Annotated in this window: 12 protein-coding genes; 4 read left to right on the top strand and 8 right to left on the bottom strand. The window is 33.1% G+C overall.

All coding sequences use genetic code 11. The features are described from left to right. Positions 1–75 precede the first annotated feature (75 nt). The 7 genes from nikR to QM746_RS04505 form a co-directional block, all read right to left on the bottom strand. Positions 76–477 carry a nickel-responsive transcriptional regulator NikR gene (gene nikR / locus QM746_RS04535; protein WP_414983124.1) on the bottom strand — a complete coding sequence of 134 codons (402 nt, stop codon included), beginning with the start codon at positions 475–477 and terminating at the stop codon, positions 76–78. Between the two features lie 64 nt (positions 478–541). Beyond that, entirely contained in the window at positions 542–1,168 is a 627-nt protein-coding gene (locus QM746_RS04530; RefSeq protein ID WP_414983123.1) for an FKBP-type peptidyl-prolyl cis-trans isomerase, read from the bottom strand. 79 nt (positions 1,169–1,247) lie between these two features. Beyond that, positions 1,248–3,629 (bottom strand): carbamoyltransferase HypF, encoded by a 2,382-nt coding sequence (hypF, locus tag QM746_RS04525; RefSeq protein WP_414983122.1) that lies wholly within the window; start codon positions 3,627–3,629, stop codon positions 1,248–1,250. Between the two features lie 73 nt (positions 3,630–3,702). After that, the gene (locus QM746_RS04520; RefSeq protein WP_414983121.1) at positions 3,703–4,221 is read right to left on the bottom strand and encodes a hydrogenase maturation protease; all 519 of its coding nucleotides are present in this window, start codon (positions 4,219–4,221) and stop codon (positions 3,703–3,705) included. A 74-nt stretch (positions 4,222–4,295) separates the two neighbouring features. After that, positions 4,296–5,045 carry a Ni/Fe-hydrogenase, b-type cytochrome subunit gene (cybH, locus tag QM746_RS04515; RefSeq protein WP_414983120.1) on the bottom strand — a complete coding sequence of 250 codons (750 nt, stop codon included), beginning with the start codon at positions 5,043–5,045 and terminating at the stop codon, positions 4,296–4,298. Between the two features lie 12 nt (positions 5,046–5,057). Next, positions 5,058–6,794, bottom strand: a complete 1,737-nt coding sequence (locus tag QM746_RS04510; RefSeq protein WP_414983119.1) for a nickel-dependent hydrogenase large subunit — start codon at positions 6,792–6,794, stop codon at positions 5,058–5,060. Between the two features lie 10 nt (positions 6,795–6,804). Further along, complete coding sequence (locus QM746_RS04505) at positions 6,805–7,941, bottom strand: hydrogenase small subunit (protein WP_414983118.1); 1,137 nt, start codon at positions 7,939–7,941, stop codon at positions 6,805–6,807. 242 nt (positions 7,942–8,183) lie between these two features. Here QM746_RS04505 and hypA point away from each other — a divergent pair, with 242 nt between their 5' ends. The 4 genes from hypA to hypE are packed head-to-tail and all read left to right on the top strand — an operon-like array spanning position 8,184 to position 10,772. Then, entirely contained in the window at positions 8,184–8,528 is a 345-nt protein-coding gene (gene hypA, locus QM746_RS04500) for a hydrogenase maturation nickel metallochaperone HypA (protein WP_414983117.1), read from the top strand. 43 nt (positions 8,529–8,571) lie between these two features. Beyond that, positions 8,572–9,417, top strand: a complete 846-nt coding sequence (gene hypB / locus QM746_RS04495) for a hydrogenase nickel incorporation protein HypB (protein ID WP_414983116.1) — start codon at positions 8,572–8,574, stop codon at positions 9,415–9,417. Positions 9,418–9,475: 58 nt separating this feature from the next. After that, a complete protein-coding gene (locus tag QM746_RS04490) occupies positions 9,476–9,736 on the top strand; it encodes a HypC/HybG/HupF family hydrogenase formation chaperone (RefSeq protein WP_414983115.1) in 261 nt (86 codons plus the stop codon). 37 nt (positions 9,737–9,773) lie between these two features. Further along, complete coding sequence (gene hypE / locus QM746_RS04485; protein ID WP_414983114.1) at positions 9,774–10,772, top strand: hydrogenase expression/formation protein HypE; 999 nt, start codon at positions 9,774–9,776, stop codon at positions 10,770–10,772. Positions 10,773–10,835: 63 nt separating this feature from the next. Here the strand turns inward: hypE and QM746_RS04480 are convergent, their stop codons facing one another. After that, on the bottom strand, positions 10,836–11,840 hold the full coding sequence (locus tag QM746_RS04480; protein ID WP_414983113.1) for a DHH family phosphoesterase: 1,005 nt from the start codon (positions 11,838–11,840) through the stop codon (positions 10,836–10,838). Positions 11,841–12,013 lie beyond the last annotated feature (173 nt).

Raw genomic sequence — 12,013 nt, 5'->3', positions numbered from 1 at the left:
ACTTTTTATTATTTTCGTGTCACTTTTTGCAAATTAAAAAACCCTTTCAGAGTTTAAAACTCTGAAAGGGTTAGTTTATATCATTTTACTGGTCACTAATTTACCGTGGATAATTCCCTTTAAGCCAATTAATTGATTTGCCAAATCGGTTAATCTATCTGCATTTCCTTTTACCGCAATAATTTCCAAACAATTATCGTGGTCCAAATGAAAATGTTGAGCAGAAAGAATTTCTTTGTAAAATTGGTGCTGAATTTCATTCATTTTTACGCCAATATCACCTTTGTGATGATCAAAAAGCAACACGATTGCACCAGAAACAACATCATTTTCTTTCCATTTTTTATCTACAATTCGGTTTTCAACCAAATGTCGAATAGCTTGTGAACGATTTGGCAAATGATTATCCAGAACGAATTGGTCTAATTCTTTCAAAACGTCTTCGTCTAAACTCACTCCAAATCTTACTTGCGCCATCGTGTTACTTTTTAATATTTTCTTGCCACGAATTTAATCAATTTAAATTTGATAAAGAAAGGTCTTAAACAATTTTATTCAGTTCGATAATAAAAACTAAGGTTGCATTAGGCTGAATCATTGGTGATGCGCCATTTTCGCCATACGCCAAATGTGGTGGAATAAAAACTTTATAACGAGAACCTTCTTGCATTTTGGTAAGAATTTCTTGCCAACCAAGTATCATTTCTTGAATATTGAAAACTTTAGCACCAGAATCTTTGGTAGAATCAAAAACTTGAGAATCTAGCAAATATCCTTCATATTCAACCTCTACCTCATCTGTAATTTTTGGAATTTCGCCATTTCCTTGTACTAAAATTTCGTATTGCAACCCGCTTTCTAATTCAGTAATTTTAGGATTTTCTCTATTTTTTTCAAGCAGAGCTTTACCTTCTTCTTCATTTTTCATCGATAAATCCTGACGAAGCAGCATCACATAATTATTAAAAATATCAATTGATTTTTTGGGGGAAATTTTAGGAGTGGTCTTCTCAAAAATTGTTTTCATCCCATCGATAAAATCTTCGTATTTTAAATCTTCGAAGCCCATATCTTTCAAACTCATCGCAAAAACAACTCCTGCGGAGTAAGAAACCTTGTCTTGGTCTGCGGTGTGGTCTATTTTTCCTAATAAATCGTAAATGTCCATATTTTTGTATAATGTATTTATGTATAATGTCGGATGTATTTTATTATGTTATACTTTGTACGATTGTACATTGTACTTATTACATCAAATTCAAATAATAATTCAATTGTCCGAAACTGATGTTTTCATCATTCGGAGAAAGTTTTTCGTGGAAATTTAATGAAAATTTATCACCTAAAACATCAATTGCTAAATCTACCAAAAGTGCATTTTGCCAAACTCCACCAGAAAAAGCAAGTTCTTTTACGTTATTCTTTTCTGCAATTTTTTCAATCGCTTTAATTAAAGTGTAATGAAAATTCAGTCCGATTTCTCCTAGATTTTTTCCTAATAATTTTTCTTCAAAAACTTTTAAAAATAGTTTTTTTGTAGGAATATTTTCAAAATTTTCTTCTTCTAAATAATCAATCAACTTTACATTTTCATCAAAAGCATCTTGCGAAATCTTTTCTAACCACATTGCAGATTCTCCTTCGAAATGAATTGATTTTTCAAAACCTAAAACAAAAGAAACTGCATCAAAAAACCTTCCCATAGATGAAGCTTTCACTTCAGATTTTTCAATTAAGTTGGTATAAATCTTCCATTCGTTTTCATCAAAAAATTGTTTTAAATAATTTTGATTTCGCACCTTCGGCGCTTCACAAATTTCCGTCTCATTTTTCATTGGGCTTTGCCCTATGCTATTGATTATCGCCACTTTGCAACTCTTTTCTTCACTATCAAAAAGAATAGATAAAGCAGAAATTTTAGGCGTTTTAGACATTTTATCACCTAAAATCCATGCAAAATTTTCGAGTTGAGCAACTCTTATTATTTCTTCATTTTCATGAAGAAAAAATTCTCCGCCCCAAATTTCAGTTGAAGTTCCGAAACCAATTCCGTCCCAAATTACACCGAGAACTTTATTTTTTTTCCAAAGTTTTTTTTCACCTAAAATAGCAGAAAAATGTGCTTTGTGATGCTGAATTTCTTTTAATTTAACATTTGAAAACTTAGAAATAATATTTTGATTTTCATATTTTGGATGTAAATCTTTAAGAATAATTTCTGGCGAAAAATTGAAAATTTCTTGATAAGATTTTACCGTATTTTCGAATCTTTGATAAGTTTCAAAATTCGCTAAATCTCCAATGTATTCTGAAATATAAATGTGATTATTTGGAACTACTGCGAAAGTGTTTTTTAAATCTCCACCCAAACAAAGAATTTTATTTTTTTCTTTATTGAGTTGCGAAAGTTCTTCAGCAAAAAAATAATTCGGAGCAAAACCTCTGGCACGACGAAAAACGATTTTTTGTTGATGTTTAGGAGAAAATTTAACCACAGAATCGTCTTGAGGATGCTGAATTTCTAAGGTATTGTGCAAGAAAAAATCTGCAATTTTCCCTAAAATTTGCTCAGCTTCTTCTGTGGTAGAACAAATGGGAGAACCGTGAAAATTTCCACTGGTTGCGATAAGCGGTTTGCTAAAAATTTTCGAAATCAATTTTAAAATTCCAGAATAAGGAAACATTGCACCAACAGAATTCATATTTGGCGAAATCTCATCAATTGGCAAATCTCGTTTTTCTTTAATTTTTGTAACAACAATAGGACTTTCAGAAGATTTGAACTGCTGAATTTGCAATTCTGAAATTTCTAAATAATCTTGCATTTTTTCAATTCCAGAAAAAAGAACAGCGAAAGGTTTTGTAGGTCTTCTTTTTCTTTTTCTCAACTCAGAAACGACTTCAGAATTGGTTGCATCACACATCAACAAATATCCTGCAATATTTTTCAAGGCAATAATTTTACCTTTTGACAATTCTAACGCTAATTTTTCGAAAATTTCTTTGTTAGAACCTTTAAATTCGTTTCCTTGATTGTCTTTTAACCAAATTTGAATGCCACAATTTGGGCAAGAATTGGTTTGAGAATGAAATCTTACATCTTCTGGATTTTTGTATTCTTCTAAACAATTCGGGCACATTTTAAATGCTTCAATTGAAGTATTTTCTCTTTCGAAAGGAAATTTCTTGGTAATAGAATATCTCGGCCCACATTGTGTACAAGTGATAAAAGGATAGAAATATCTTGGTTTTTTTTCGTTAAAAAGCTCATTTTCACAAGATTCGCAAGTTGCAAAATCCGGAGTCAAAGGAATATCGACAACAATGTTTTTTTCGGTAGGTTTGATAAAGAAATTTTCAAAAATTTCGATTGTTTCTATTTCTTTAATTTCAGAAAAAATAATTTCGGAAGATTTTGGTTTTTTGTGATGAATTTCATCAAAAAATTCTTTAATATTTTCTCCTTGACAAATAATAATTACGCCCAACTCGTCATTAGAAACATAGCCTTTTAAGCCAAATTCTAATGCTAAATTGAAAATAAAAGGGCGAAAACCAACTCCTTGAACTCTACCTGAAATATGTATTTCTTGTGTTTTGATGATATTCTTTTTAACGCAAAGGCGCAAATTTATTTTTTTAAATCATTACATTTTTAAGTTCGCAAAGAAATATCTAAAGATATTTTCAAAGCGCAGATATTTAGTTTTCTTTTCTAATTTTTTGAACTAAATCTAAAACCATTTCGGTAACTTTTAGAATGGCTTCTGCAACTTTTGGAGAAAGTTCCAAATACATAGGTTCCATTTTAGAAATAGTAATGGTAAAAAGGTAAATATTTGGCATTTTATCCATAAAGGAGAGAATATCCACCATGTCTTTCAAGCCAAAATTGTGTCCACTTAAAGAAATAGGGAAATCGTCTGAAAATTTAGGTTTCAGAAGTGTAATTGTACCTTCTTCTTTTTCGTCCATCGTAGCATCTACAATAATAACATGAGGATGACTTTCGATGTAAGGAACGAGTGTAAAACCACCAGTTCCGCCATCTAAAAAGCTTATATTTTCTGGAAATTCTGTTGTATCTAAATGATGAATAAACTGAACTCCAACGCCTTCGTCTCCCATTAAATAATTTCCAATTCCAAGGATAAGAATATCGTTACCGCTAGAAAGGAATTTATCTGTTGTATATTGAAAAGTTTCTGTATTATTTTCCAAAATATAAAAATTTTAGGCAAAAAATTCCCCGAAATTATTCGTTTCAGGGAATCTATTGGTTGGTTGTTAAAATATTATTTTTCTTCTTGTTTTTCTGTTAAGTCTTCAAATTGTTCAAATCTTTCGGTACGGCAAAATTTATAACCGCTCACCATAGCAGAAGATTCTCCTCTTCCTTCGAGCCAATCGTGGAAAAGTACCAGATAAAAATGCACTCCAATAAAAAGAATAAAAGCCCACATTAAAATATGGTGAACCATTCTTACTTTTTGCTCGTCACCACCGAATAAATCTGTTACCCAAGTAAACATTTTCGGGAAAAACCAAGTAGAATTAGGCGCATACATAGCAAAACCTGTACACATCATTACTACTGCCAAAATAAACATCACCAAGTACGATGCTGCAGCTACCGCATTATGCCCAATAGGAATACTTCTGAAATTATATTCTTTCTCATTAAATAGAAAAATATCATATTTAATTACATGCCAAATTTTTTCTAAACCTTGTTTATCAAAAGGCACAAATTGTCTCCAATTAGCAAATCGATTTCCTGCAAAAGCCCAATAAACCCTCATAAACATTGCAGCAACAAATGCATAAGCACTGATAAAATGCACTTCTCTGATGTAACCCATCCAAAATTGCCCTGAAGCTTCTTTTGCCGTCATTATTGCAGGTGGATTTGCAATTAAAAACCCTGTAATAATAAGAAAAACCAAAGCAAAAGCATTAATCCAATGAAAGAAACGCACTGGTAATTGCCAAATGTAGGCTCTTCTGAAGGTTACCGTTTTTATGTTAGTATCCGTAGTACTCATTATTTCTAGAAATTAAACGTTACAAACAGAAATATTGTTTACTTCTTTAATAATCTCTCCTTTTTCGTCGTACAAATGCACTGCACAAGCAATACAAGGGTCGAAAGAGTGAATTGTTCTAATAATTTCTAAAGGCAATTCTGGGTCTGCAACTGGTGTGTTAATTAATGTACTTTCATAAGGAGAACGCTGTCCTTTTGGGTCTCTAGGTGAAGCATTCCAAGTGGAAGGAACAATTTGCTGGTAATTTTCGGTTTTACCATCTTTAATCACAATCCAATGACTTAAGCCACCTCTAGGAGCTTCTACTCTACCTACACCTTTTGCTTCTGCAGGCCAAGTATTCGTTTCCCATTTTTCTACATTTGCCATTCTATCATCACCGCCTTTAATGTTATCAATTAATCTATCATAGAATTCTAAATTCCAATCTGCAATTAACTGACTTTCCATAGCACGCGCTGCTGTTCTTCCTAAAGTAGAGAATAAAACATCAGCAGGAAGTTGAAGTTTAGAAAGCGAAGAATCTACAATTTCTTTATATTCTGGTCTTCCCTGTGCATATCCTACTAACATTCTTGCTAAAGGACCTACTTCCATTGCTTGACCTTTCCAACGTGGTGTTTTAATGTAGCTGTATTTTTGGTCAACATCTAAATATTCGTACGGAGGTTTTGGACCAGTATAATTAATATTTGTTTCTCCGCTCCAAGGTTGTTTTCCTCCTTTTGGATCACCCGAATAATCGTACCAAGAATTATTAACAAATTCTTCAACAGTTTTAAGGTCTTCTAAATCCACATCATGAACTTTAGACAAATCTTTATTTAAAATTACTCCAGACGGAATTTTGTAAGTACTCATATCCTTATTTCCATAGCCTTCCATTGGGAAATCTCCGAAAGCCATAAAATTATGAAAACCTCCTATTGAGCCCCAATCTTTGTAGAATCCCGCAATAGCAAGTACATCTGGTAAGTAAACTTGTTCTACAAATTCTTTACCTTGAATCAATAATTTTTGAACCAAAGCCAATCTTTCGGCATTTAAACCACTTGCATCATCTGTATTAATAGCACAAGCCATACCTCCAACCAAAAAATTTGGGTGAGGATTTTTCCCTCCAAAAATAGCATGAATTTTTACAATTTCTTTTTGCCATTCTAAAGCTTCTAGATAATGAGCTGTTGCCATGAGATTAGCTTCTGGTGGAAGTTTCATAGCAGGATGCCCCCAATATCCGTTAGCAAAAATCCCTAATTGCCCGCTATCTACAAATTTTTTAAGACGTTTTTGTAAATCTGAAAAATATCCAGGAGAAGATTTTGGCCAATTTGAAATTGACTGAGCCAACTGAGATGTCTTAACTGGGTCTGCGCTCAAACCGTTGATAACATCTACCCAATCAAAAGCATGCAAATGATAAAAATGCACCACATGATCATGAAGATGAACCGTGCCCAACATTATATTTCTCACCATCTCTGCATTTGGTGGAATGGTAATTCCAAGCGCATTTTCTACAGATCTAATAGAAGCGATAGCATGTGTAGAAGTACACACACCGCATGTTCTTTGTACAAAAGCCCAAACATCTTTTGGATTTCTGCCTTTTACTATATTTTCTAAACCTCTAACCATTGTTGACGACAAAAAAGCATCTTTTATGGTTCCGTCGGTAATTTCTACTTCTGCTCTTAAATGACCTTCAATCCTTGTTATAGGATCTACAACTATTCTATTTGCCATTTTACTTTATTTAAATTTGATCTTTAGCTATTTTTTTCTCTCCTTCTTCCCCTTCTCTAATTCTTCTATTCAAGTCTTTTCTTTTCGAAATATTAGAAGCCACCGCATGAATTGCTGCACCAGCAACCACACCTCCTAAAGCAATTTTTCCAATTGCATCAGAACTTTCTTCTACTTTTCCACCTAGAATATTCAAATCTCTAGAATAGAAACTATCTGCCGCATCCCAGAAATTTGGTGCACTACATCCTAAACAACCATGCCCAGACTGAATAGGATAAGAAATACCTCCATTCCATTTCATATTTCCGCAAGTATTGTAAGTAGATGGTCCTTTACAACCAACTTTATACAAACAATATCCTTTTTTAGCATTTTCGTCATCAAAACTTTCTACAAATAACCCTGCATCAAAATAAGGTCTTCTGTAGCAACTATCATGTACACGTTTTGAATAAAAAGCTTTTGGTCTTCCAGAAGAATCTAATTCTGGTAATTTTCCGAAAGCTACAACATGAACAATAATCCCAGCCATCACCTCACCAATTGGAGGACAACCAGGTACATTTATAATAGGTTTATCTGTAATAATTTTATTAATAGGAACTGCATTTGTAGGATTTGGCTTAGCCGCCTGAACACAACCTGTAGTTGCACAACTTCCCCAAGCGATAATAGCTTTAGCTCCTGCCGCAGATTCTTTTAAAATATCAATAGCAGTTCTACCTGCAATCACACAGTAGTTACCATCATCACCCAAAGGTACAGAACCTTCCACACACAAAATATAATCTCCTTTATATTTCTCCATGGTAGATTTTTTTGCAGCTTCCGCTTGATGACCACTTGCAGCCATCAACGTTAACGTGTAATCAAGTGAAATTTTATCAAGAATAATATCCGCAACGATAGGATGATCAGACCGAATAAAAGATTCACTACAACAGGTACATTCTTGGAAATGCTCCCAAATAACAGGCAGTCTAGGAGTTGTTGCCAAAGATTTTGCAACTTGCCCTAGAGCAGTACTTTCAACCCCCATATAAGCACCAATAAAAGCCACGAACTTCATAAAATCTCTTCGTGAATACCCTTTTCTCTCAATGCTTTCTAGGTAGGTTTCATTTTGTTTATTAGTATGTTCCATTTTTATATAAAATTTTTATCTTCTAAATATAAATAAATCTAACCACCCTCAAAATAAAATTCAATAATTTATAATTAATTTAAATAATTTTAGTTTAAAATACACCAATAATAAACAGTTCATTATTAAATCGCAACAAAGTTACGTGATTAAAATCATAAAACTATCCTATTTAAGAAATATTTATTACACATTATTTCATTAAAAAAATGTAGATTTGTCATCAAACATTTAACAAAAACATGCACGAACTTTCCATCGCAACCTCAATTCTCAAAACAGCCGAAGCCGAAGTCGCAAAAATTAAGGGCAACAATGTGGAAGAAATTTTCCTAGAAATTGGTAAAATTTCAGGCGTAGAAATCACTTCATTAGAATTTGTTTGGGACAGTTGCATGAAAAACACCGTACTAGAAAAAGCAAAAATCCACATCACAGAACCAGAAGGTTTTGCCAGATGCGCAGAGTGCAATCATGAATTTAAAATTTCTAAAATTTATGATTCATGCCCAAAATGCAATAGTCCGTTTAAAGAAATTATTACCGGACAAGAAATGAAGATTAAGAAATTAATCATAGAAAGCTGAAACGAAAAATAAAAATTTATATTCAATTAAAAACATTTAAAATATGTGCTCAACTTGCGGATGTAGTTCTAACGAAAACGGAATTACCTTAACCAAAATGGGAGAAAACCACCACACTCACCATCATCACGATGGACACACTCATTCTCACGAACATCACCATGGCGATCATGCTCACTCTCATGAACATTCTCACGAACACAGCCACGACCATCATCACCATCACTCTCACGGAACAAATATTGTGGAATTAGAAAAAGATATTCTTCATCAAAATCAACTGGGAGCAGAAAGAAATCGTGGATTTTTTGAAGCTTTGAATATTTTTGCAATGAATTTAGTAAGTTCGCCGGGCTCTGGAAAAACTTCGCTTTTGGAAAAAACAATCGCTGATTTAAAAAACGAAATAGAATTTTCTGTAATTGAAGGCGACCAACAAACCACGAACGATGCCGAAAGAATTCACGCTTTGAATGTTCCCGTTCTTCAAATTAATACTGGAAAAGGTTGCCATTTAGATTCTGAAATGATTGCAAAATCTTTGAAAGAACTAAAGCCAAAACAAAATTCTATTTTAATGATAGAAAATGTAGGAAATTTGGTTTGTCCATCCATGTTCGATTTAGGCGAAAACCAAAGAGTTGTCATTATTTCCACCACAGAAGGAGAAGATAAACCTTTGAAATATCCCGACATGTTTTTCACGTCTAACATTTGCATTATCAATAAAATAGACTTGTTGCCTTACTTGAAGTTTGACATTGAAAAACTGAAAGAAAATGCCAAAAAAGTAAATCCAAACATTCAGTTTTTTGAAGTTTCCGCAACCTCTGGCAAAGGAATGGAAGCTTGGTATGAATTTTTGAAAAGTAAAACCGTGAAATCGTGAATTTGTAAAATAATTCAGTTTTACAACCTTACCAATCATCAACTTAACAAAAAAAGTTATGTGTCTAGCAATACCCGGAAAATTAGAAAACATCACTTCAGAATTAGACGAAGTGTTCAGAATAGGAAGTGTAGATTTTGAAGGCATCAAAAAAGAAGTAAATCTCGCATTAGTTCCCAAAGCTAAAATTGGAGATTACATTTTGGTTCACGTTGGCGCTGCAATCGGAATTATTAACGAAGAGGAAGCAAAAAAAACGATGGATGCTCTAAAATTAATGGGTGAAGATTTAGAACTAGAATCGGACAGTCCGATGTAATTTTTAATTCTCAATTTTCAACTCTCAATTCTAAGAAATGGAAACCATCAACCTTCAACACGGAAGTGGCGGCGAAAAACAAACCGAACTTCTCAATAATTTGATTTTCAAAAATTTAGCAAACGAAATACTAAACCAAAAACACGATGGAGCTTTTCTGAATCTTTCAGGGAAATTAGCTTTTTCTACCGACAGCTTTGTAGTTTCTCCGATATTTTTCAAAGGCGGAAATATAGGAGAATTGGCAGTTTTCGGTACAGTGAATGATATTTCGATGTGCGGTGCAAAACCGAAATACCTTTCGCTTTCTTTCATCATTGAAGAAGGATTTCCAATGGAAGATTTTGAAAAAATTATTCATTCTATAAAATTGGCAACCGAGAAATCTGGCGTTCAAATTGTAACTGGCGACACCAAAGTTGTAGAACGCGGAAAAGGCGACAAAATCTACATCAACACTTCTGGAATTGGTGTAATTTATGAAAATGCAAAAATCGGGATTAAATACATAAAACCGAAACAAAGCATCATCATTAACCGAGACATAGCTTCTCACGGAATGGCGATTATGAGCGAAAGAGAAGGTTTAAAATTTGATTCCGAAATCTTAAGCGATACCAAAAATTTAAATTTCGAAATCAAAAAACTCATTGAAAATTTTGGCGAAAAAATTCATTTTCTGCGAGATGCAACTAGAGGTGGTTTAGCTTCTGTTCTCAACGAAATTACGTCTGAAAGCAACTTGGGAATTCATCTTTTTGAAGATAAAATTTTGGTAGAAAAACAAGTAAAAAGCGCTTGTGAACTTTTAGGCTTAGACCCAATGTATGTTGCGAATGAAGGAACTTTTCTTTGTGTTTGCGACGATGAAATTTCAGACGAAGTTTTAGAAATCTTACAAAGAGTAAACCATCACGCTTCTAAAATTGGTTTCATTACCGAAGAACATGCCGGAAAAGTAATTATGGAAAGTGCTTTTGGCGGAAAACGCGTAGTAAACCCTTTGATTGGAGAACAATTGCCGAGAATTTGTTAATTTATCAGCCACGAATACACAAATTAATTATAAAAAAGCATTAGTGTATTCGTGGCAAATCATTTAAAACTCCTCCTCTTCAATTTTTTCTTTAAAATCTTCAATCGTTTCGTGGATGTTTTTAAAATATTTACCACCTGAAGCATTAATATGTCCACCTCCGTTAAAATGCGCTCGTGCAAATGCGTTGGTATCTACATCATCTTTGCTTCGGAACGAAATTTTAATAAAATCTTCGTATAAATCTTCCATAAAAAAAGCAGACATCTTAGTCCCAGCAATGCTCAAACCGTAATTTACAAAACCTTCCGTATCGCCTTTTTCGAAGCCAAATTCTTTTAATTCGTCACGTTTTAGATAAAGAATTGCAACTTTACCATCTTTCACCAACTCTATTCTGCCTAAAATTAATGATAAAAGATGCAATCTAGAAACGGTATTCGTATCCCAGGTATTAGAAGTAATCATAGCAGGATCTGCGCCTTTTTCTATTAAATTCGCCACAATTCTATGCGTTGTAGCAGAAGTAGAACGAAAGCGGAAACCTCCTGTATCCGTCATAATCCCAGTATAGAGACATTCTGCAATATTTTGATTTACCAAATCTTCTTTTCCAAGCGCTTCAATAAAATGATAAATCATTTGACAAGTCGCAGGAATCGTTACATCCGAATACACAAAATCAAAATCTTCCGGTTGTTGATGATGGTCTATTAATATTTTTTTAGCGGTAGCATTTGCCAGCCAATCTCCCACAATCCCGATTCTGTTGTGCGCATTAAAATCTAAGCAAAAAATAACGTCAGCATCTTTTATTGCATCCGAAGCCATCTTTCTTTTATAATCTGCAATAATTGTTTTTTTTGCTTCGGGCATCCATTTTAGAAATTTAGGAAAATCATTAGGAACAATAACAATAGGCTCTAAACCTAATGTTTTAAGAAAATGTTTTAAACCTAAAGAACTGCCAATTGCATCACCATCTGGGTTGTAATGCGTGATAATAACTACTTTATTTTCTGGCAACAAAAGATTTTTGATTTCTTGTAACTGAGATTGTGTAAACATTTTCTTTAAAAATTAAGTTTACAAATATACGTTTTTGAAAATGTTTCGAAAAGGTAAATTGACTATAGTTTGCATTTTAGTTCTAAAATTAAGCTCTAAAAAATATTTGAAAAATAAATAAAATTAATTTGCAGAAAATAAAAAAAACCATATCTTTGCAACCTGAAAATTAA

Source organism: Cloacibacterium sp., assembly GCF_047601505.1.
Classification (GTDB): Bacteria; Bacteroidota; Bacteroidia; order Flavobacteriales; family Weeksellaceae; genus Cloacibacterium.
This window is presented reverse-complemented; position numbering and strand designations above follow the sequence as displayed.

Coding starts and splice junctions, on each gene's coding strand:
- QM746_RS04490 (WP_414983115.1), top strand. CDS start 9,476: ATGTGTCTAGCAATACCCGGAAAATTAGAAAACATCACTTCAGAATTA.
- nikR (WP_414983124.1), bottom strand. CDS start 477: ATGGCGCAAGTAAGATTTGGAGTGAGTTTAGACGAAGACGTTTTGAAA.
- hypB (WP_414983116.1), top strand. CDS start 8,572: ATGTGCTCAACTTGCGGATGTAGTTCTAACGAAAACGGAATTACCTTA.
- QM746_RS04505 (WP_414983118.1), bottom strand. CDS start 7,941: ATGGAACATACTAATAAACAAAATGAAACCTACCTAGAAAGCATTGAG.
- cybH (WP_414983120.1), bottom strand. CDS start 5,045: ATGAGTACTACGGATACTAACATAAAAACGGTAACCTTCAGAAGAGCC.
- QM746_RS04530 (WP_414983123.1), bottom strand. CDS start 1,168: ATGGACATTTACGATTTATTAGGAAAAATAGACCACACCGCAGACCAA.
- hypE (WP_414983114.1), top strand. CDS start 9,774: ATGGAAACCATCAACCTTCAACACGGAAGTGGCGGCGAAAAACAAACC.
- QM746_RS04480 (WP_414983113.1), bottom strand. CDS start 11,840: ATGTTTACACAATCTCAGTTACAAGAAATCAAAAATCTTTTGTTGCCA.
- QM746_RS04510 (WP_414983119.1), bottom strand. CDS start 6,794: ATGGCAAATAGAATAGTTGTAGATCCTATAACAAGGATTGAAGGTCAT.
- hypA (WP_414983117.1), top strand. CDS start 8,184: ATGCACGAACTTTCCATCGCAACCTCAATTCTCAAAACAGCCGAAGCC.